The following is a 20,589-nucleotide window of genomic DNA, read 5'->3' on the forward strand; positions in this document are numbered from 1 at the left end:
TGGGAGAGAAAACACTATGTTGGTATCGGCACAACTGACGGGAGATACTCTGTGGTTGTGCACATAGACAGTGTTGGCAAAACGGGGCTGAAAATCTGCAAGGAGGATTATGTTACTATTCACGGAGATATGTATGATGATATCTATTCTTCTCCGGATTAACCCTTATGTAATCATAAAAGAGCCCGTGGACTTGCTCCACGGGCTTAGTGTCTTCTTAAAAATTGTTAACACAGGCCTTGCGGCATTCCCAGCAGGTATAGTAATGCCAGCCGCGTGAATGGTAATATATCGCATGACTGCGGCAGGTTTTTTGGTCCACCCGGCCATCCTTAATGGCACTAACAGGACATGCTTTAATGCAGGCGTCACAAGAAGAAGGACATTGTGGCATAATGTCCTTTATGGTAATATCCGTTTCTAAAGCAATATCTGTAATGATAGAAATAAGGTGCACACGATTGCCATACTGAGGAGTCATTAATAGAGTATTCCGACCGATGGCCCCTAAGCCGGCGGCTTCAGCCACATGTTTATGAGAGAGGTCGGGACGTCCGAACATTTCATCAGGGTCCCAGTTTTCATAAGGGATATCAGCGGGAATAGGGACCGCCCTGCCTCCGGTCTGGGCTTCAATATACAGCGCCAGGTTGACTGCTATTGCTTCGAGACGAATATATTCCTGCTTCATAAAGTGGAAATAAGCAGCAGCTCTCTTTACATCTATAAGTCCCTTTGGATATTGTCTGGCAAGAGAAATAACGGATTTTGCCCCTGGGAGGGAATCCTCCGGATGAGACCCTTCCGGTGCCCCTGCCAGCCTATCTGTGGAAGTAATTCCTGCCAAATCGGCTCCTTTATATAGCGCCCAGCGCTTTATTTTTTGCTCTACTGGCATCAGATTAATCACCCGCTTCACAAGTTTGAAATCATGTCCTTTAAGATTTCGTTTGTATTATACTAACAGATAATTATAAAGTGTGTATAAACATTCATTAAAGATATTCGAAAGTTTTCTAAAATACAGTGAAGCGAGGTTTAGGACGTAAAAAGAATCGAGGCTAAGGGAAAAAATAATTGGGAAAATAGCCACTATTTGAGAGGATTGTATCAATATGTGTTGAATTACATTAAATAGTTTTTGTTACAAAATAAGGGGGGTTAATAGTGAGAAAAAGGATTAGGCTAAACTTTGCAATTTTATTGGCAATATGTAGTTTAATGTTCATCTCTGCGGAGACTGCATTTGCCGAACAGATTGCCGGCAGTTATACTGCACCCGACGGCTTGCAAATAATAAGTTACAGCCCGTCTTGGAGTGATGTTGAAAAATTAAACGACTTATATAATGAACTTCTTCTTAACGGTCACGGTGAAGAAATAAAGTTACTTAGTAAAATAGCCATCTACCCTGAAGAAAATCCCGATAACGGTGATTTTGTCGGAACATGGTATGGTGAAACTGACACGGTGAACGGTAAAGTTTATTTAAAAAACGGCTGTACTATAGAACTTTTTAATGGAGATACAAATACTACCGTTGAGAGCTTTGCTCTTAGTTTGGCTCATGAATATGGGCACCATTTTACGTATTATTATTATCTTAAGAATGAAAACAAACTTTGGGAAGATTGGCGTTCCAGTAAATTTGCGGAAGCACGTGGACTAAAAGATCATCCTTTGGTGAATGACCAGGGTGAACAACATATGTGGCTTATCCAGGAAATTGCCGCTGAAGATTATGTGCAATTATATGGATCGCCGACCGTTAAACAAAGTAATTATTATTATGATATTGCTGAAAACCTGGAGAAAAATGCCTATTTCCTTGATTATTATTTTGATGAAAGTTCTTATTATAAAACTTACAATGTACAGCCTCAGGAAAATTTCATTTTACCACTTGCCGGCAACAATAGAGATATCTATGATTATTGGACAAAGGCATCAAATGTAGTTAATACCAACAACGACCCAGATCTTACGTTTCCTCCTGAGTTTGTTGATCTTAGAATTGCGGAAGTAAATCAGACAAAAGGACTGAAACCATTGCAGTATATTTTTACATGGAGTTATGCTAACACATCGATTAAACACGAATACACCCTGGTTAAATATGAAATAGAGCAGGGTAGTGTTGTCAATGTATTTCCTGTTAAGACTACAAGAGCAAAAGAAAAGCAGCGGGCTGTTTACGGCTCGGCAGCAAATAGAAAATGGTATTATTGGCAGCCCGTTCCTCAGGCTGTAGGATATTTCGTTATATATGCAAAAGCTTCAGACAACAGAATATCTTCCTCAAAATTATTAGCCGTAGATTTTACTAACATCTATAAGCCTGATACCATTCTAATTAGTGATGACGATATGTTGAAGGGTAATTTAATCATTCCCAGAGTAAAAGTAGATGGTGAACAGATGGAGTTTTCTGTACAACCTATTGTCAAAGATGGCCGGACATTGGTTCCTATGCGTGCTATCTTTAATAAACTGGGAGCCACCGTTAATTGGGAAGAGGCCACGCAAACAGTTACAGCACATACTTATTACGCAGACGTAACTCTTCAAATTGGCAGCAAGACTGCACAAGTAAACGGAAGAGATGTTACATTAGACATTGCCCCACAGATAGTTGATGGTTCCACCCTAGTTCCTCTGCGATTCATCAGTGAGTCTCTCGGTGCTACCGTTAGGTGGAATCCTAACTTAATGCTTGCAATCATAGAAAACAAAAAAGTCCAGTAAGAATGAGGTTCATCGCACCCGTTTCCGCCTTTTGCGGACCTTTTGATCCGGGTACGTCTCTCGCTGGTTTCTCGAATCTCGCCAGGGGACTTCCGGGAATCTCTTTTCTTCAATATACCGGCCGTCAAGCAATGAATCAACCATGGATATTAGCTGCAGCATTTCTGGTGACCAGTACTTTTAATGTAAACCCAGTATAAAGCCAGACAGCCTTACCGAGCTTCTTGATTTCTCTGACAAGGGTTAAGAGTTCCTTGGCCGGAAGAATAGGGTCGCCACCAAACAGGTATGAGGAATAAGTGGCCGAGGAGGTATTTGTCTGAGAAACTAATCCCGGCCTAAGTATAGCATATATGCCCTTAACGTATGTTGGCCGGGTCTTATGCTCCCAATTTGCACTGAAAGCACCAAAAAAGCCTGTGGATTTTTTCCACAGGCTTAGTGTTTCTAAGAGTTTGGTGCGGTCGAGAGGACTTGAACCTCCACACCCCAATGGGCACTAGAACCTGAATCTAGCGCGTCTGCCAATTCCGCCACGACCGCATCTTGTATTGAGTACATTAACGATAATAGCATAAACGATAGCAAAAGTCAACTGAAAACGTTGCTTACAGACCTCATCATTTGACTGCAATTTGTGGTAATATTGGAACGTATTTTTTACCTGGGATGTGGAAAACTAAACTGCGACAAATTCAGTTTTCATTCAAATAAAGGGGGGATTGTATGGTCCGCAAGGTAGTAGGAAGAATCAGCCGTGAAATGAACCGTGAAATGGTTAACTACAGTGGTCCCAAAACTGCAAGTGGCGCCAAAAACCGCAAGTCAAGAAGGGTATCTGCACCGAGACATGAAGAACTGGGCGTTGTTTACCGGGATGATGAAGATATTTAAGAGGTAACAGTGGTATCTGAATAAAAGGTCAGCTTTAATCCCCAGGAAAGGGGCAGGCGATGTTCTCCGGTTATCATCTGGAAAACGACCTGCCCCTTCATTGCAGAATGACTTATAAAATCAAATAGATCAAAATTCCCCAAAACGCAAAACAAAACAGAACTGCCCCAATTAAACTGTAATTAAGTTTTAGCATACAGTTTCTCACCTCAGTAACAGTATTACTCAGAATTTACCAAACAATACCTGTCACTTCATTAGCAAAAATAAGATAAATTTTAAGGGCTGCTTGTGTATAAATGCAATAAAAAAAACGGCCTGATGCCGTTGTGTTCACTTTTATGGCTGGGGCGGCAGGACTCGAACCTACGAATGGCGGAGTCAAAGTCCGCTGCCTTACCAGCTTGGCTACGCCCCATTATTCAATTGACAATTGTCAATTCCAAATTGTAATATGGTGGAGGGGGCAGGATTTGAACCTGCGAAGGCTGAGCCGGCAGATTTACAGTCTGCTCCCTTTGACCGCTCGGGAACCCCTCCATTATGGCGGAGCAGACGGGAATCGAACCCGCGACCTCCGGCGTGACAGGCCGGCATCCTAGACCAGCTAGACCACTGCTCCTGACTTTTGGTGACACCGTTTTTGGCGAAGTCACAAAACATATTATAGCGAATTATATTATAGCCGTCAAGAGCAAAATCCAAGGAAACAATTAAAAAAAAAGAGTCCAGTGTTTCCACTGGACGGGGAGAGATAGAACTCACCAAAGCGGAGTATTAGTATTATGAGCATACCTGGTAAAAAATATACGCCTGTTTTAAAAATATTTGTGATTCGTTAAGTTTTTCACTAACTTCTTGATGTCACTACGATAGTAGTATATAATAAATAATAATGACTAAAAAATTTGGGGGGATTGGGATGTCGCCGGAAAATACATTAGGTCCTTTGGAAGCCGATATTATGCAGGTTGTCTGGAAACGTCAGATGGCAACAGTGCAGGATGTTTTTGAAACACTTTCGGCGGAAAGGTCAATTGCTTATAACACTGTGATGACGGTTATGTCGAGGCTTGCCCAAAAAGGGATTCTTCACAGGCAGAAACAGGGGCGGGCTTATGTATATTCACCAACCACCACTAAGGCTGAAGTTGCCAAAAGCATGCTTCAGTACGTGGTCGATAAAATTTTCGGAGGCTCCCGGGCACCCGTGTTTTCTCACTTGCTGGAGGACAAGAGCCTTAGTGACGATGAACTGGCTTACCTGAAATCAATTATAGAAGAGAAAAAGAGGGAGGATTAAAACCCCATGGATGTGGCAGCATCACTGATTTACAATAATATATTGCCCAGTATCATCTCCGGGGCAGCAGCTCTGGTTGTGGTCCTCCTGGTAATGTTTATTATTGATATCAGGGGCAGTTCCCTCAGTGCCAATCTCAGGTTTAAACTCCTGGAGCTTCCATTAATAAAGGCTTTTCTCGTTTTGTTGGGATTGAATCTTGCGGGATTGCGTGTTTCCTGGTATACAGTAGCTTTTGTTTATGGCTGGGGAGTGGCCTGTTTTGTTTATCGTTGGATAACCTATGAGAAGTTTAAGACAGAGGTTTTTCACAGCGAAAAGCTCAATGACGGGAGAACCAGGAAAATTGAGCACATGATTGAAAATATTGCCGCAAAAGTCGGTACTAAACCTCCGAAACTGGTCCTGGTAACAAATTATTACCCGTCACCTTTTGTCCTGGGGTTTCTTAATCCCATGCTTGTCCTGCCCCAGCACCTTGCCGACAACCTGAATGATGACGAGATGGAAGCATTACTGGCACATGAGGTTGCCCATATGGCTCGCTGGGATAACCTTTATATATGGCAGGCTGTTCTATTCAGGGATATCATGTTTTTCAATCCGGTAGTCCAGCTGGTTTATACTTACCTTTTAAAAGAAAAAGAAAAGAACTGTGATGATATGGCTATCAGTATCACCGGAAAACCGGTCCAGTTTGCCGAAATGCTGCTTAAGGTCCACAACTTGATGAAAGAACGGACAGCCGCTGAAACCATATTGACAAATACCATTATGCAGAGTCTGGTTGGTTCCAAATCTCTTTTCAGTGAACGTGTCGAAAGAGTCGTTCAGCTTCCCCAAGACTACTTTGAGGTGTCTCCGGGACGCCAGATGATATATTATGTTAAAATAGCGATTGTGTTTTGCGTTACAGTTGCCCTTTTCAGTGTAAATATATTTGGCTGAAAACTATAGTTGGCCTAAATTTGGCGGAAGCCAAATTTTTTTGAGGATAATTACTACAAAAGTAGTAATTATATTTCCGGAGGTGAGCAGGGTGCATTATATATTGGATAACAAATCAATTTTGCTCGGGACCATTGTTATTATTGTTTTCGGAGTATTTATTCCTATGAGTCAGGCTCCTTACTGGTTTAAAGAGACTCCGCTGATTACTTTTCAATTGATTCTGATGCCTCTGATAATTTCCTATTTATATATATTCTCCGGCTCTCATGGGTCGGACTGCACTTCGAGAAGTGAGAGTCCCTATGATTTTTTTGGCAAAGTTTTTGCAGGGTTTTTGGTGTGCTATCTTCCTTATATTTTTATCTGCTATACCGGCCTGTTGACTTTGAACTATGTGCTTTACATGAATGCCGAGTGGCATGGGATATATATGTATTCCCCGCCGGCCTTATTTGCTTTTTTCTTTTGCGGAGCAGCAGCCGTGCTGTTTGGTCTTGGGAGCGGGTACTTTTTCACTTCGTGGGCTGCCGGCCTTAAACAGGCTTGGCTGTTGGGGGCATTCATTTTCATGTTTTCGGGTCTTTTCCTGCTATTTGGGATTTTAGAAATTTCATTTACCTGGTATTTTGTACTATATATGTTCCTGGGTTTGCTTGCAGCAGATATGATCTTACTTAAGCTCACCCTGAAAAAGCTTAAATTGCCGGTTGGCGCGTAAGGCTTCACGGAAGTGGGCAAATATATTCTCTCTTTATTGCCTATACTATATTAATAATATTGAGGGAGGTATATCGTGAAAAACCTGATAAAAAGACCCATTCTTATGGGTATGGGGGCTGTTTCCATTACCAGAGAGAGGGCGGAGAAGTTTGCCCGGGAACTGGAGGAAAAGGGTGAAGTCACATCCGAAGAGGCCAGGCAGTTTGCTGATGAGCTGGTACAAAAGGGAGAACAGGAACGCGCCAATTTTAAAGACACAGTTAAAAGAGAAGTAGACAGCCTGCTTCGTACCGCCGGACTGGTTACTAAAAAGGAATTTGATCAATTGGAGAGCAGGGTTAGACAGTTGGAACTGCAGGAAATTAAGGGAGAAAAAGAAAATGGAGCTGCCGGAAGGGTGGAAAAGGATATTCACCAACAGGTATAGGCACATCGCCCGTTACCGGGAGATAGTGAACATCCTGAGTAAGCACGGTCTCGGACATTTAGTGGAAGCAGTCGGTCTCAGTAAGAGATTAAATTTTATTAACAAAAATCAGAGTGTTGACGAAATACACCTGAATACTGCCCAGCGCCTGAGGGTGGTATTCGAAGAGCTGGGACCAACTTTCATAAAGCTTGGTCAGATCCTGAGCACCAGACCGGACCTGCTGCCGCCAGATTACATAGCAGAACTGGAAATGCTTCAGGATAGGGTTCCAGCCGTGGGTTTTCTCGAAATCATAAATACCATTGAGGCAGAAACGGGATTCCCGGCAGCAGAGGTTTTTGCTTATTTAAATGAAGAACCCCTGGCTGTGGCTTCAATAGGTCAGGTGCATGAGGCCTGTCTTCATACAGGTGAGCACGCTGTAGTCAAGGTGCAGAAGTCGGGAATATACCGGGAAATAGAAACAGACCTGGAGATACTGCATGACATGGCCCGGGTTTTGGAAGCACGTACCAAATGGGGCCGCTTTTATAAGGTTGTGGATTTGGTTGATGAGTTTGCTGCCACGATAAAGGAAGAACTCGATTATAGTATTGAGGCCAGGAACGCAGAAAGACTAGCCGCTAATTGTAAGGATGACCCGGGGATTTATGTGCCCGGAGTTTACTGGGACTATTCTTCGCAACGTGTTCTGGTACTCGAGTATGTTGACGGGATTAAAATAAACTGTGAAGAAAAGCTGGCTGCAGCGGGAATTGACAGGAAGGCACTGGCCCTCAGTGTTGCCAATTCGATATTTAAGCAGCTGCTGGTGGACGGTTTTTTCCATGCTGATCCACATCCCGGAAACCTGGTTGTGGGGACTGACGGCAGGGTGATTTTTCTGGACTTTGGGATGGTCGGAAGGCTTGACGAGTGGCTGAAGGACCGCCTGGGAATGATGCTGTTAAACATTGTCAGAAAAGATGTCGGCGGTGTTGTCAGGGTTCTGTTGGAAATAGGATATGCACAGGAGAAAATTGACAAAAAGAAATTGAGACGCGATATTTACCGGCTCTTTGAAAAGTATTACAACAGGCCGCTGGGTGAGGTTAGAATAGGGGATGCCCTCCGTGAACTATTGGGGATGTCATTTGTTTACCGGATCAGGGTTCCTGTGGAACTGGTATTAATGGTCAGATCACTGGTGCTTCTGGAAGGGATTGTTGAGCGGCTGGACCCGGAGGTCAGTATTATTAACCTTGCCGAACCATTCGGAAGAAAGCTGGTGAAGGAGAAATTTTCACCGGAACACTTATCCAGAGCTGGACTTGAATACTTCCTGGAGATCTCCGGGATTTCTCTTAATCTGCCCCGGCAGGTTAGTGAACTTGTGGAGACAGCGGGGCAAGGTGACCTCAAAATTACCCTGGAACACCGGGATTTTAATAATTTCATTAAAAGACTGGTCCTGGTTGGTAACCGGATTTCCTTCAGTCTGGTGGTGGCTGCCATTATTATCGGTTCTTCCCTGATAGCCCAAAGAAGTCCCAAAACACTGTTATGGCAGATTCCTATTGCTGAGGCTGGTTTTGTTCTAGCCCTCTTTATGGGAATGTGGCTGCTAGTCTCCATCATTCGGTCAGGGAGAATCTGACGAATATTCAAGAGGCCCGCTATCGTAATATTTTTTCGGAAAATAGCATAAACAGGTGTTGTCCCAAATATATTATATTGACATGCTCTGGAGAGGGGGCAACACTTTATAATGAAGCTGCTTAAACGGGTTTTTTTGCTGGTGGTCTTTATCGGCCTGGTTTTCTGTCCTGTTGCTCAGGCTGAAACAGAGGCTGAATCAGACAGGGAAGATGAGGGGCAGCCCGGGGAGAAAACAGTTGAACATGTCATCTTTATTTCTGCGGGCGGGCTCAGCGAGGAAAGGATTAAGTCTGCCTATACACCCAGCCTGAACGGGATGGCGGCCGGAGGCTTGAAGGCTGCGGCAGTAGGAGTTTTGCCCACAAATCAGGCAGTTCTCAGAGCATCACTGTTGACTGGCGCCGCTCCTGATATTCATGGCTTCAACGAAAATAACCGGCAGATAAAAACCGGTTTATTTCCGGAAACAGTAGTCAGGTATGGCAGGAGTTCAGTATATGTCTGCCCGGGGGAATCAGTTTTCCGGGGCCTGTTCACCGGCGGTGGGGGTGTTAAGACTTATACTGTTAAGGGCGGCGGCAATAAAGATGTAATTACCCGGGCTGTTAGCGTATTTCAGAAAGAAAAACCGTATTTTATTGGTATTGAACTTCCCGGTATTGACTCTGACCTGGAAGGTCAGGGAGACAGTAAAAAAACCGCAGCCATAGTTAATGATATTGATGCGCAGTTGGGGCGACTGTTGGCAAATCTGCGGTCAATGGGAGAATTTGAAAGCAGCCTGATTATATTTACCGGAGATTATGGAGTGGATGCCGGCACTGAAGACAGCCTGACGACAAAAGAGCTGACTGTTCCGTTAGTCATGGCGGGTCCCGGGCTGCGGGCAGGGATGGAACTGCCTCCGGTAAAGATTACCGATATTGTACCGACTGTGTCCCTGCTGACAGGAATACAGGTTTCTCACGAGTGTGACGGAAATGTCATCTGGAACGCTATTGCGCCTGGAAGCAGCTTTAGTGAGCAAAATCTGATGTCAAAGAGAATTCGTGACCTGAGTGACGAAAACCTTGAAATAACAGGGATGATCTACAGACTGTCGGAAGAAAAAAGGCTTGTAAAAACTGAAAAAGAAAAGGTTAACAGGGAAAAAGCCCAAATACAGGAAACGATTGCAGCAAGGGACCGGGAAATCAAATCACTTAAATGGAAAAACATGATGCTTCGGTTAGTGGAAGGAGTAACAGTGCTGGTGATGGGTGCAGGTTATGTGGCTGAATATTATTATCTTAAGAAACGATTTCTGATGTTTTGATGATTGATTTGTGGATGTTAAGCTCCGATAGTTCCAAATAACCCCAGAGGGGTCTTTATTTTTGATTAAATGAGGTATAAAAATATTATAGTTGATTTGTGATATTATTCACTTCAATAATTTTTTTAAACACAGAAGGAATTTAGAATTTTCTGTCGAAACCCTTTTATATTCACGAATCGTAAAGAATTGTCAGTATTTAAAATTAAATGTATCCAGAAGGATTTGCATAATTTATGTAGAAAGTTTAAAAAAGTGAGAATCTTTTGAATACCCAAACAATAGGTGATTATGCAGCAAATGTACTTTATGCGCAGCAAATTATTTTAAGGATGGGGTGAAGTTATTGATAAAAATCGCAGTATCAGGAAAAGGCGGAGTAGGTAAAACAACAGTCGCATCTACACTGGCAAAGCTTCTCGCCGAGTCCCACAGAAAGGTTTATGCCGTTGATGCGGATCCTGATGCATGTCTGGCTGCCGCTGTAGGCATACCGGATGAACAGGTCCGTACCCTTAAGCCTCTTGTGGAGATGAAGGAATTAATCGATCAGAAGAGCAGTGGAGGAGGGGCCTTTTTTACATTAAATCCGGATGTTGACGATATTTTGAACGAATACAGCATCCCCATGGGTAATATTAATTTTCTCCGGATGGGTGGCATCAAGCAGGGCGGAACTGCCTGTTACTGCCGTGAGAACTCTTTTCTGCATGCCCTGATGTCCGGACTTTTATTTGACAAAGAATGTGCCGTTATCCTCGATATGGGCGCCGGGATAGAACACCTTACCAGAGGCACGGCAAGAAGTGTGGACATTATGCTGGTGGTGGTTGAACCCAGCAGAAACAGTGTTAATACCGCCCTGTTAGTTGAAAAACTGGCTGATGAGCTGGGAATCCGAAAAGTTAAATTTATCGGCAACAAGGTCAGGAATGAAAAAGAAAAGGAATTCATCCGGAAACATCTGGGAGATGACAAGATTCTTGGATTTATTCCTTTTGATGATTATATATGGGAAAGCTCCATGGAAAGCGGCCCGGCCGCAGAGTTGGGAGGAGTCCTGCTCGGGAGCATGAAAGAAATTCATGAAAAACTACTACGGGAGGTGGATTGATAGAGGGAAGTTTTAGCAGCATATGTTATTAATTGTTTCTTTCCTTTCCTTATAGACCGGGCAAGACTAGAGATAATCCGGCAGAGGGAAGAAAGAGGGGCACAAAATCATTTTAAGGAGGTTAAAGTTAATGCCAAGATTTAAAGACGCAAACCATACCTGCAAACCGTCAGATGCACCCAGGGTATTTGAACCCAAGAACGTTAAGCGTACTTCTGACCCGGCTGCTCTCGAGATGCTTGACAGGGCACAGGAACAAGGTATCATTACTGCCTTTGACCGTGCCGTTGCGCAACAGCCTCAGTGCCAGTTCGGATATAAAGGGACCTGCTGCAGGTTCTGTATGATGGGACCTTGCCGTGTAACTGCTGATACCGGACCTAAGAGCAAGGGGATTTGTGGTGCTGATGCATGGACAATCGCTGCCAGGAGTACCGGTACCATGCTTTTGACCGGCGCTGCTGCTCACTGTGAGCATGCCCGCCATATGGCCCATACAGTGCTTGAAATGGCTGAAGGCAAAGCTTCGGATTATAAGATTACAGATTCCAAGAAGCTTTATAAGGTTGCCAAGAGAGTCGGTGTGGCTACCGAAGGCAAATCTGATAATGATATTGCCAAAGAAGTTGCTAAAATGGCTCTTAATGATTTCCAAATCCTCACTGATATGGGTGAGTGTGTCTGGTGTACTTCTACTATTACTGAAGGCCGTAAGCAGAAGCTTGATGACTGCAGCATTACTCCTAACGGCATCCAGTCAGCGCTGGCAGACCTGCTTGCACAGGCACATGTCGGTCAGGACAATGACCCTGTTAACATCACCTTCAGCGCTTTAAGGGCTGCTATGGCTGACTATACAGGAATGCATATCGGTACCGACTTCTCAGATATACTCTTTGGTACTCCGGAACCGGTTGTTTCTGAAGCTAACCTTGGTGTAATTGACAAGGACAAAATCAATATCATTCTGCACGGTCATAACCCTCTGCTGAGTGAAATGATTGTTGCCGCTGCCCGTGAGCTCGAAGGTGAAGCCAAAGAGGCCGGAGCTGCCGGAATCCAGTTATCAGGTATCTGCTGTACAGGTAACGAAGTACTCATGCGCCAGGGTGTTCCCATAGCAACCTCCTTTAGTTCTCAGGAACTTGCTATTACCACAGGCGCTATTGACCTTATGGTAGTAGATGTCCAGTGCATCATGCCCGGACTGACTACAGCAGCCAAGTGTTTCCATACCAAGATTGTTACTACCCAGCCAATTGCTAAGCTTCCCGGGACCATGCATGTAGCGTTCAGCGTGGAATCAGCCATGGAAGATGCCAAAGAGATTGTCAGGGTAGCTATTGCATCATATAAAGAACGTGACGCTTCAAGAGTTTATGTGCCAGAGCTGAAGAACAAGGTTGTTGCAGGATTCAGCTTGGAAGCCCTTTACGACATATTTGGAACCGTTAATGCTGATAATCCTGTAAAGGTTCTTACCGATGCCATTCAGTCCGGCCAGATTAAAGGGGTTGCCCTGTTTGCAGGCTGCAATAACCTCAAGGGTGTTCAGGACGAAAATCATATCGGGATAGTTAAAGAAATGCTGAAAAATGATGTCTTTGTAGTTGCTACCGGTTGTGCCGCTCAGGCTTATGCTAAGTTGGGCATTCTTGACCCTGCCAACAGGGATTCTCTCTGTGGTGATGGTCTGAAGGCGTTCCTGTCACAGTTTGACGGTAAAGCCAAAGAAAATCTGCCATCAGTATTCCACATGGGATCCTGTGTTGACAATACCCGTGCCTCCGACCTGTTGATGGATATGGCAAATGAATTGGGAGTAGATACTCCGAAGGTTCCATGGGTTGCTTCAGCTCCGGAAGCTATGTCCGGTAAAGCCGTTGCTATCGGCTGCTGGTGTGTAACCCTTGGGATGCCGGTTCATGTCGGTGTTCTGCCTCCGGTTGAGGGCAGTGACCTCTTCTACAGCATCTGTACCCAGATTGCCAGTGATGTTTATGGCGGTTACTTCATATTTGAAGTTGACTACAAGGTTGCTGCAGAGAAGCTGCTGAGTGCGCTTGAATACCGCACATGGAAACTCGGTGTACACAAGAATACTGCCGAGAAATTCGAAACCGATTTATGCCAGAACTACTAATTCGTATTCCGAAATTCGAAAGGAGGAACAAGAATGTCAGAAGAACTCAACTTTGATCAGATATATGCAGATGCGGATAAAGCGATGGAAGGCAAAGAGCCTGTTAAAATGTTCAGGAGAGCTTACAAAGGCGCTATTACCGCAGTCAGTTATGCTGAAATTCTTTTAACCCGGGCTATCCAGAAACATGGTAAGAATAAAGCCGTAGGGTATCCCGATACCGCTTACTTCGTTCCTGTTATCCGCTGCATGAGCGGTGAAGAAGTAAGGACACTCGGGGACATGGTTCCAGTCCTGAACAGGATGCGCAACCAGATCACCGAGAATCTTACCTTCGAGCAGTACAGGTTAAACGGCGAATCAACCTGGTATGCTGCGGATATTATTGAGGTTATCAGATATATCGACTATAGTCCCGAGCAACCGCTCCATGTTGCCCCCTGGACCGGTTTCCTCACAGACCCGGTAGTCCGTTCCTATGGTATCAAGATGGTTGACTGGACCATTCCCGGTGAGGCCGTTATTGTGGGCCGTGCTAAGGACAGCAAGGCAGCAGCTAAAATTGTTGCTGATATGATGGGTAAAGGCTTGATGCTCTTCCTCTGTGATGAAATAATTGAGCAACTGCTGGAAGAAAACGTTAAGCTGGGTATTGATTATATTGCTTTCCCGCTGGGTAACTTTACTCAGGTTGTGCACGCTGCCAACTATGCTCTCCGGGCCGGGATGATGTTCGGTGGGATTAAGGCCGGACTCAGGGATGCTCAGAGAGATTACCAGCGTCGTCGTGTTCTCGCCTTCATTCTCTATCTGGGTGAGCATGACTTTGTTAAGGATGCTGCCTGTGCAGGCGCCATCTGGACCGGTTTCCCGGTTATTACTGACCAGCCCATGGCTGAAGATGAGCAGATTCCTGACTGGTTTATTTCCGAACCAGATTATGAAAAGATTGTTCAGGTTGCTCTCGAAGTACGTGGTATCAAGCTTACCAACATTGATATTGACATCCCCATCAACCATGGTCCTGCCTTTGAGGGTGAGACTGTCCGTAAGGGAGACATGTACTGCGAGTTTGGCGGTGGTCGTACTCCTGGTTTCGAATTGGTTGAAATGGTTGGAGACGATATCGAAGACGGTAAGATTACACTTATTGGTCCTGATATTGACACACTGGGTGAAGATGGCGGTAGACTGCCTCTCGGAATCCATGTCAGAATTTATGGACGCAAGATGCAGTCAGACTTTGAGCCTGTTCTGGAGCGCCGGATTCACTATTTCACCAACTATGGTGAGGGTATCTGGCACGTTGCTCAACGGGATTTGAACTGGCTGCGGTTTACCAAGGATGCATTTGGCAAGGGCTTCCGCATGGAGCACCTGGGAACCCTGCTTTATGCCAAGTTTAAGGCTGAATTCCCGGCAATCGTTGACCGGGTACAAATAGATCTGATTACAGATGAAGCAGAAGTAATCAAGCGCCGTGAGTTTGCCCGTGAGAAGTACAATGCGCGTGATGCCCGTCTCCGCGAGTTGACTGATGAGGGTGTTGAAGAATTCTATTCCTGCACTCTTTGCCAGTCATTTGCCCCGACTCACGTATGTGTGGTTGCTCCTGAGCGGGTAGGTCTGTGTGGCGCTGTATCCTGGCTTGATGCCAAGGCAGCATATGAGATTAACCCGCACGGCGCTAACGTACCCATACTCAAGGGTGAATGTATCGACGAGGTTAATGGTCAGTGGAAAGCCTTCAATGAGTTTATTTACCAGAACTCCCAGAGAACCGTTGAGGCGGTTAACTTCTACACCATTATGGATAACCCGATGACTTCCTGCGGATGCTTTGAGGTTATCATGACAATGGTTCCGGAAGCTAATGGTTTCATGGTGGTTAACCGGGAACACTCCGGGATGACCCCTTGTGGGATGAACTTCTCCACCCTGGCCGGTACCTGCGGCGGTGGCGCTCAGATGCCAGGATTCATGGGAATTGGTAAAGCATACTTTGGTTCCCGGAAATTCATCAAGGCAGACGGTGGTTTAGGCCGCCTGGTATGGATGCCGAAAGCCCTCAAGGAAGCGCTCCGTGACATTCTCACAGAGAGAGCAGAAGAGGACGGACTCGGCAGTGACTTCGTAGATAAGATTGCAGATGAGAGTGTCGGTGTATCCGGTGAAGAGATTCTTCCATTCCTGGAAGAAAAGGGACACCCTGCACTGGCAATGGATCCATTGATGTAATTGGTTGCAGCTTATACGCAGTATTAAGATTGGTTGATACAGCCGCAAAAAAGCGGTTGTATCAACCACATATATAAAAATACAACCAATACAGTAGGGAAAGGAGATTGGAGAATGGGTTTAACAGGATTAGAGATTTTTAAACAACTGCCCAAGAAGAACTGTAAAGAATGTGGTCAGCCGACTTGTCTGGCATTTGCCATGCAGCTGGCTGCCGGTAAGGCGGGTCTGGATGCTTGTCCTTACGTAAGTGATGCTGCTCGTGAGGCACTTGATTCGGCTTCTGCACCTCCAGTAGCGTTGGTTAAAATTGGCGTGGGCGAAAAGGCTTTCGAGCTTGGTAATGAAACCGTTATGTTCCGCCATGACAAGAGGTTTGAGCACCCCACAGGTATCGCCATCCAGGTTAGTGACAACATGAGCGCTGATGAGGTGAAAGCGAAAGTCGATAAGGTCAACAAACTGGTATTTGACCGTGTAGGTCAGGTTCATGAGGTTAACATGGTTGCTGTGGCCAATGATTCCGGTGATGCTGCCAAGTTTGCCGATACAGTTAAACTTGTCCAGGATAACACAGCATATCCGCTGTTACTTACCTCCGGTGATGCTGCAGCTATGGAAAAAGCCCTTGAAATTGCCGGCGTCAACAAGCCGGTAGTGAATGCCGCTGATGCCGGGAACTATGAGGCTATGGTGGCCTTGGCTAAAAAATATGAAGCTCCTCTCGTAGTTAAAGGTTCTGATTTGAATAGTCTTGCTGAAACCGTGGAAAAAATTGCTGCACTTGGTTACAAGAATCTTATTCTTGATTCCGGGGCTCGCGAGCTTTCCAAGGTTATTGCAGACCAGACTCAAATCAGGAGGCAGGCTCTTAAACTGTTCCGTCCGTTTGGGTATCCTACAATAGCTTTTGCCAACAATGATGATGCGGTTATGGAATCACTGTATGCTAGTACATATGTAGCTAAGTACGCCGGTATCGTTGTTGTTAACAGCGCTGAACCCGAGCATATCCTTCCGGTTATTACTCTGCGTCTGAACATCTACACCGACCCGCAGAAACCGATTGCCGTTGAGTCCAAGATTTACGAAATTCTTGATCCGGGTAAGGATGCACCTGTGCTTATTACCACAAACTTCTCACTCAGTTATTTCTGTATTGCCGGTGATACTGAAGCGGCACGTATGCCTGCTTACATTGTTCCGGTTGATACTGACGGTATTTCTGTACTTACAGCATGGGCAGCAGGTAAATTCTCACCTGAGAGCATTGCTGATACTATCAAGAAGCTTGGTATCATGGACAAAGTTAACCACAACAAGGTTATTATCCCCGGTGGTGTAGCAGTTCTGAGCGGACAAACAGCAGAGCTTACCGGTTGCGAAGTTCTCGTAGGACCTCGTGAGTCTGCCGGTATTAATAGCTTTTTCAAGCAGCAATGGAATCAGTAATTTAGTGCTTGCAGCATAATACTGATTGATATCACTGCTGGAAAAAGGAAATTACGAGATCATGAAAGGAGCGTAAGAAATGGCTGTTACTATAGCAAAAGAAAGATGGACCAGTAAAGTTGCCGAAGAGGCATATGGTTCTCAAGGTATAAAAGTTGGTGGAGAAACTACACTGCCCTTCCTGCAGTTCGAAGGTGAAATTCCAAATCGCCCTGTTACTGCTTTGGAAGTTTTTGATACAGAGCCAAAGGATTACCCTGACATGTTAAGGGAAGCCTTTGCCGATGTAATTACTGACCCTGTGGCATGGGCTAAGAAGGTTGTTGAATATGGGGCCGACATGGTTGCTTTAAGGCTGATGAGCGCTCATCCGGACTGGAACAATGCCAGCGCTCAGGATGTAGCCAAAACTGCCAAGGCAGTTGCTGATGCAATCGATGTCCCTCTGATTGTAATCGGCTGCGGCGTTGAGGAGAAGGATGGAGAAATCCTGCCTGTAGTCGCCGAGGCTCTTGAAGGTAAAAAAGCGCTTATTGGCTGTGTTACTGCCAATAACTACAAATCTATTACTGCTGCTGCTAATGGCTATGGACATTATGTAATTGCATCTTCACCGCTGGATATCAACCTTTGCAAGCAGTTGAACATCTTAATTAATGAAATGGGTCTTCCTCTTGACCGGATTGCCTTTGACCCACTGGTTGGTGCACTCGGTTACGGTATTGAGTACGCATATTCCATTATGGAACGTGCCCGTATGGGAGCCCTTACCGGTGACAAGACACTGGCTACTCCGATAGTTGCCTTCATCGGTCAGGAAGCTTGGAAGGCAAAAGAAGCTAAAGATGCAGACGCACCCGAATGGGGTCCGCAGGGTGACCGGGCTATTCTGTGGGAAGTAACCACTGCTACCACATTTGCAATAGCCGGAGCAAACATCTTTATCATGCGCCATCCAGAATCTATTAAGAAATTTAATGCATTCGTGGATGAAGCTATGAAATCCAATGCTTACTAATTAGTAAGGCAAAAACCAAATAAAGGAGGTTAGTTAGTGATGTTTGAGATTATAGGTGAAAGAATTAACGGATTATTTTACGATATCCGTGATGCAATTGCTAACAAGGACCCCAAGCCTGTCCGTGACTGGGCTGTTAAGCAGGCCGAAGCCGGTGCATTTTGGCTGGATATAAATACCGGACCTGTTGCCAAGAAATCTGAACAGGCAGAAATTATGGCTTGGCTGGTAAAAACAGCTCAGGAGGCTGTTGACCTTCCCTGCTGTATTGATACAACCAACTGGGATGCAATTGAGGAAGGCCTTAAGGTTCATAAAGGCAAGGCCCTGATCAACTCGACAACTGCTGAACAGGCTAAAATGGACGCCCTTTTCCCGATGGCTGCCAATTATAACGCCGCCATTGTCGGTTTGGCAATGAATGAAAAGGGAGTTCCCAAGAGCGCCGAAGACCGTACCGCACTGGCAATGGAACTTGTTGCCAATGCTGATGCTTACGGTATTTCTCCAGTGGATCTCTATATTGACCCATTGGTTCTGCCGGTCAATGTTGCTCAGGAGCACGGTCCGGAGTGCCTGGAAGCTCTTCGCCAGGTTAAACTTCTGTCCAATCCGTCTCCCAAGACAACTGTTGGGTTGAGTAATATTTCTCAGAAAGCCCCCAACCGTCCGCTGATTAATAAGACATTCTTGGCTATGGCTATGGTGTGCGGCCTGGATTCAGCTGTTATGGATGCATGTGATGACGATCTGGTAGATACTGCTGCTACAGCAACTATCATCCTTAACCAGTCCATCTACTGTGACTCCTACCTGAAGATTTTCAGGCAAAAGTAACAGCATTCACAAAAAGGTCTTTACACAAAACAGTTCTTGGTGTATTCTGGTGGAGAGCTTCATTTGAGGCTCTCCCCAATTAACTTCTCTATGTAGGAGGAGACTCATGGAAAATAATACTCGAATTGGCGTCTTTTTCTGTAGTTGTAATGGTAAAATTACAGAAAAGATAGACTACGGACAGATCACCTCCGAAATCAAGAAACTCCCACAGGTAGAGTATGTCAGAGACAGTCAGAACCTATGTGCTCATCTTGAAGGAGAGCTAATCTGTAAGGAAATTACCAAGAACCAGCTCAACCGGGTTGTGGTGATTGGTTGTGCCAGGGCAAAGGAAGAAGGGTTTTTTAAAGAGGTCCTGCAAAAAGCAGGGGTTAACCCCCACCTGTTGTCTATGGTCAATCTCCTTGAAGAGTGCTCCAGTGTTCATGGCAAATCTGCCCAGTCAGCGGCTAAAGCCTTAGAATTAGCTAAAATGGGCATAGCCAGGGCAGGTAAACTTGAAGAGATATCCTGTGGAGATTACTCAGTTAACCGGACTGTGCTGGTACTGGGTGGAGGGCTGGCCGGAATGGAAACGGCGCTGCAGGCAGCAGCAAGGGGACATAAAGTAATCCTTGCTGAAAAAGAAGACAAGTTAGGCGGTAGATTGGCCAGAGTTAATTCAATCATTGGTGTTGACCGCAACCCTGCCGAACTCTTGGATGAAAAAGTGAAAGCAGTAACTTCCAATCCATCCATTGAAGTGAGGACAGGAACCAGGCTCGGTGACCTTGATGGAAACATCGGGGGCTATACGGCCTGGCTGGTTAAGGGGGATTCGGAAACACCGGTTGAAGTTGGCGCAATCGTGGTTGCCACCGGGGTCCAGACAATCTACTGTCCGGTGAAATATGGTCTCAGCATTGCTGACAATGTTATCGGACAGATGAAACTGGAGCGGCTGCTTGCAGATGGAAAAGATTTTACCGGGAAAAACATTTCTCTGGTTATCGGCAAGACCACAGAGGAGTATAACCTTTCCTTTGTGATAGCAATCAAAAATGCGCTGCTTCTGCGCAAGAAATTTAATGCCACAGTAAACGTGTTCTACACAAACATCAAGGTTGGCGGCGATAACTGGGAGAAGATGTACACCGAAGCCAGAGACGTAGGGGTAAATTTCTTTAAGTTTGATGAAGGTATTGAGATAACCGCAAATAATGGTGAAATAATAATTAATTATGAGGATCCCTTCATTAGAGGTAAGATACCCGGACCGTTTACTATCACATCAGATTACATTATACTCCCCGAAGAACTGGTACCTGCTGACGGAACAGAAGACCTCGCAAAAGTCCTTCGCATTGATTTAGGACCCAAATCATTTTTCAGTATTGATAATGCTCATATTCTTCCTGAGATGACATCCAGAGACGGTATATACCTGGTAGGCAGTTGTCAGACCCCCGGTTTTGTCATTGATATTCAAATATCAGCCAGGGCAGTAGCCGAGGAAATCTTCCGTAAACTTTATGCTGATAAGGTTTCAGTTGAACTTACCCAGCCGTATGTTGATGCTTCTAAATGTGTTGTCTGCCTCACCTGTTATCGCTGTTGTCCACATGGGGCGATCACCATTGAGCATGGCGAGCAGTTTGATAACCTGTATAAATCAGCAGCTCAAATGAATCCAATGGTTTGCAGGAGATGCGGTATCTGTGCCGCTGAGTGCCCCGGCAAAGCCATCCAGCTGCCTGATTACACGGATGACCAGGTTCTTGCCCAGCTCGAAGCAATGGAGGTGTAGCC

The 20,589-nt window shown here is 45.2% G+C and carries 17 protein-coding genes and 4 tRNA genes; 15 read left to right on the forward strand and 6 right to left on the reverse strand.

Annotated features, from left to right (window positions below; all coding sequences use genetic code 11):
- Nucleotides 1-217 precede the first annotated feature (217 nt).
- On the reverse strand, nucleotides 218-898 hold the full coding sequence (locus Ga0451573_RS09550) for an epoxyqueuosine reductase (RefSeq protein ID WP_231683715.1): 681 nt from the start codon (nucleotides 896-898) through the stop codon (nucleotides 218-220).
- 269 nt (nucleotides 899-1,167) lie between these two features.
- On the opposite strand from Ga0451573_RS09550, the gene Ga0451573_RS20065 reads away from it, so the two are divergent.
- Nucleotides 1,168-2,745 carry a stalk domain-containing protein gene (locus tag Ga0451573_RS20065; protein WP_231683716.1) on the forward strand — a complete coding sequence of 526 codons (1,578 nt, stop codon included), beginning with the start codon at nucleotides 1,168-1,170 and terminating at the stop codon, nucleotides 2,743-2,745.
- A gap of 136 nt (nucleotides 2,746-2,881) precedes the next feature.
- Here Ga0451573_RS20065 and Ga0451573_RS20290 read toward each other — a convergent pair whose 3' ends face one another.
- Nucleotides 2,882-3,238, reverse strand: a complete 357-nt coding sequence (locus Ga0451573_RS20290; protein WP_353740073.1) for a 4Fe-4S cluster-binding domain-containing protein — start codon at nucleotides 3,236-3,238, stop codon at nucleotides 2,882-2,884.
- A tRNA-Leu gene (locus Ga0451573_RS09560) sits at nucleotides 3,202-3,288 on the reverse strand. The genes Ga0451573_RS20290 and Ga0451573_RS09560 overlap by 37 nt, the downstream gene beginning before the upstream one ends.
- 183 nt (nucleotides 3,289-3,471) lie before the next feature.
- On the opposite strand from Ga0451573_RS09560, the gene Ga0451573_RS09565 reads away from it, so the two are divergent.
- On the forward strand, nucleotides 3,472-3,639 hold the full coding sequence (locus Ga0451573_RS09565) for a hypothetical protein (protein ID WP_231683717.1): 168 nt from the start codon (nucleotides 3,472-3,474) through the stop codon (nucleotides 3,637-3,639).
- A 342-nt stretch (nucleotides 3,640-3,981) separates the two neighbouring features.
- Here the strand turns inward: Ga0451573_RS09565 and Ga0451573_RS09570 are convergent.
- The 3 genes from Ga0451573_RS09570 to Ga0451573_RS09580 form a co-directional block, all read right to left on the reverse strand.
- Nucleotides 3,982-4,057 (reverse strand) — tRNA-Gln (locus Ga0451573_RS09570).
- Nucleotides 4,058-4,094: 37 nt separating this feature from the next.
- A tRNA-Tyr gene (locus tag Ga0451573_RS09575) sits at nucleotides 4,095-4,179 on the reverse strand.
- A gap of 4 nt (nucleotides 4,180-4,183) precedes the next feature.
- Nucleotides 4,184-4,261 (reverse strand) — tRNA-Asp (locus Ga0451573_RS09580).
- 300 nt (nucleotides 4,262-4,561) lie between these two features.
- Here Ga0451573_RS09580 and Ga0451573_RS09585 point away from each other — a divergent pair.
- The 13 genes from Ga0451573_RS09585 to Ga0451573_RS09645 all read left to right on the forward strand — a co-directional run bounded on the left by Ga0451573_RS09585 (nucleotide 4,562) and on the right by Ga0451573_RS09645 (nucleotide 20,587).
- Complete coding sequence (locus Ga0451573_RS09585; RefSeq protein WP_231683718.1) at nucleotides 4,562-4,942, forward strand: BlaI/MecI/CopY family transcriptional regulator; 381 nt, start codon at nucleotides 4,562-4,564, stop codon at nucleotides 4,940-4,942.
- Between the two features lie 6 nt (nucleotides 4,943-4,948).
- Nucleotides 4,949-5,890 carry a M56 family metallopeptidase gene (locus tag Ga0451573_RS09590; RefSeq protein ID WP_231683719.1) on the forward strand — a complete coding sequence of 314 codons (942 nt, stop codon included), beginning with the start codon at nucleotides 4,949-4,951 and terminating at the stop codon, nucleotides 5,888-5,890.
- Nucleotides 5,891-5,981: 91 nt separating this feature from the next.
- Nucleotides 5,982-6,611: a hypothetical protein gene (locus Ga0451573_RS09595; protein WP_231683720.1), complete on the forward strand. Its 630-nt coding sequence runs from the start codon at nucleotides 5,982-5,984 to the stop codon at nucleotides 6,609-6,611.
- A 75-nt stretch (nucleotides 6,612-6,686) separates the two neighbouring features.
- Complete coding sequence (locus Ga0451573_RS09600; RefSeq protein ID WP_231683722.1) at nucleotides 6,687-7,040, forward strand: phasin family protein; 354 nt, start codon at nucleotides 6,687-6,689, stop codon at nucleotides 7,038-7,040.
- The gene (locus Ga0451573_RS09605; protein ID WP_231683724.1) at nucleotides 6,994-8,679 is read left to right on the forward strand and encodes an ABC1 kinase family protein; all 1,686 of its coding nucleotides are present in this window, start codon (nucleotides 6,994-6,996) and stop codon (nucleotides 8,677-8,679) included. The genes Ga0451573_RS09600 and Ga0451573_RS09605 overlap by 47 nt, the downstream gene beginning before the upstream one ends.
- A gap of 111 nt (nucleotides 8,680-8,790) precedes the next feature.
- A complete protein-coding gene (locus Ga0451573_RS09610; RefSeq protein ID WP_231683726.1) occupies nucleotides 8,791-9,996 on the forward strand; it encodes an alkaline phosphatase family protein in 1,206 nt (401 codons plus the stop codon).
- A 349-nt stretch (nucleotides 9,997-10,345) separates the two neighbouring features.
- Nucleotides 10,346-11,110: an ATP-binding protein gene (locus tag Ga0451573_RS09615; RefSeq protein ID WP_231683899.1), complete on the forward strand. Its 765-nt coding sequence runs from the start codon at nucleotides 10,346-10,348 to the stop codon at nucleotides 11,108-11,110.
- A gap of 130 nt (nucleotides 11,111-11,240) precedes the next feature.
- Nucleotides 11,241-13,253, forward strand: a complete 2,013-nt coding sequence (gene cooS / locus Ga0451573_RS09620; protein ID WP_231683727.1) for an anaerobic carbon-monoxide dehydrogenase catalytic subunit — start codon at nucleotides 11,241-11,243, stop codon at nucleotides 13,251-13,253.
- A 33-nt stretch (nucleotides 13,254-13,286) separates the two neighbouring features.
- Nucleotides 13,287-15,491 (forward strand): acetyl-CoA decarbonylase/synthase complex subunit alpha/beta, encoded by a 2,205-nt coding sequence (gene acsB, locus Ga0451573_RS09625; RefSeq protein ID WP_231683729.1) that lies wholly within the window; start codon nucleotides 13,287-13,289, stop codon nucleotides 15,489-15,491.
- A 114-nt stretch (nucleotides 15,492-15,605) separates the two neighbouring features.
- Nucleotides 15,606-16,943 carry an acetyl-CoA decarbonylase/synthase complex subunit gamma gene (gene acsC / locus Ga0451573_RS09630; protein ID WP_231683731.1) on the forward strand — a complete coding sequence of 446 codons (1,338 nt, stop codon included), beginning with the start codon at nucleotides 15,606-15,608 and terminating at the stop codon, nucleotides 16,941-16,943.
- A 79-nt stretch (nucleotides 16,944-17,022) separates the two neighbouring features.
- Nucleotides 17,023-17,961 (forward strand): acetyl-CoA decarbonylase/synthase complex subunit delta, encoded by a 939-nt coding sequence (locus Ga0451573_RS09635; protein WP_231683733.1) that lies wholly within the window; start codon nucleotides 17,023-17,025, stop codon nucleotides 17,959-17,961.
- 39 nt (nucleotides 17,962-18,000) lie between these two features.
- On the forward strand, nucleotides 18,001-18,798 hold the full coding sequence (locus Ga0451573_RS09640) for a methyltetrahydrofolate cobalamin methyltransferase (RefSeq protein ID WP_231683901.1): 798 nt from the start codon (nucleotides 18,001-18,003) through the stop codon (nucleotides 18,796-18,798).
- A gap of 106 nt (nucleotides 18,799-18,904) precedes the next feature.
- A complete protein-coding gene (locus Ga0451573_RS09645) occupies nucleotides 18,905-20,587 on the forward strand; it encodes a CoB--CoM heterodisulfide reductase iron-sulfur subunit A family protein (RefSeq protein ID WP_269438201.1) in 1,683 nt (560 codons plus the stop codon).
- The last annotated feature ends 2 nt before the right edge of the window (nucleotides 20,588-20,589 follow it).

Source organism: Phosphitispora fastidiosa (genome assembly GCF_019008365.1).
GTDB lineage: Bacteria > Bacillota > Thermincolia > Thermincolales > UBA2595 > Phosphitispora > Phosphitispora fastidiosa.

What these genes read in the sequence shown, in the direction of transcription:
- acsB (WP_231683729.1), top strand. Translation starts at nt 13,287, where the DNA reads ATGTCAGAAGAACTCAACTTTGATCAGATATATGCAGATGCGGATAAA.
- Ga0451573_RS09640 (WP_231683901.1), top strand. Translation starts at nt 18,001, where the DNA reads ATGTTTGAGATTATAGGTGAAAGAATTAACGGATTATTTTACGATATC.
- Ga0451573_RS09550 (WP_231683715.1), bottom strand. Translation starts at nt 898, where the DNA reads ATGCCAGTAGAGCAAAAAATAAAGCGCTGGGCGCTATATAAAGGAGCC.
- Ga0451573_RS09565 (WP_231683717.1), top strand. Translation starts at nt 3,472, where the DNA reads ATGGTCCGCAAGGTAGTAGGAAGAATCAGCCGTGAAATGAACCGTGAA.
- acsC (WP_231683731.1), top strand. Translation starts at nt 15,606, where the DNA reads ATGGGTTTAACAGGATTAGAGATTTTTAAACAACTGCCCAAGAAGAAC.
- Ga0451573_RS09605 (WP_231683724.1), top strand. Translation starts at nt 6,994, where the DNA reads ATGGAGCTGCCGGAAGGGTGGAAAAGGATATTCACCAACAGGTATAGG.
- Ga0451573_RS09635 (WP_231683733.1), top strand. Translation starts at nt 17,023, where the DNA reads ATGGCTGTTACTATAGCAAAAGAAAGATGGACCAGTAAAGTTGCCGAA.
- Ga0451573_RS09645 (WP_269438201.1), top strand. Translation starts at nt 18,905, where the DNA reads ATGGAAAATAATACTCGAATTGGCGTCTTTTTCTGTAGTTGTAATGGT.
- Ga0451573_RS09585 (WP_231683718.1), top strand. Translation starts at nt 4,562, where the DNA reads ATGTCGCCGGAAAATACATTAGGTCCTTTGGAAGCCGATATTATGCAG.
- cooS (WP_231683727.1), top strand. Translation starts at nt 11,241, where the DNA reads ATGCCAAGATTTAAAGACGCAAACCATACCTGCAAACCGTCAGATGCA.
- Ga0451573_RS09590 (WP_231683719.1), top strand. Translation starts at nt 4,949, where the DNA reads ATGGATGTGGCAGCATCACTGATTTACAATAATATATTGCCCAGTATC.
- Ga0451573_RS09610 (WP_231683726.1), top strand. Translation starts at nt 8,791, where the DNA reads ATGAAGCTGCTTAAACGGGTTTTTTTGCTGGTGGTCTTTATCGGCCTG.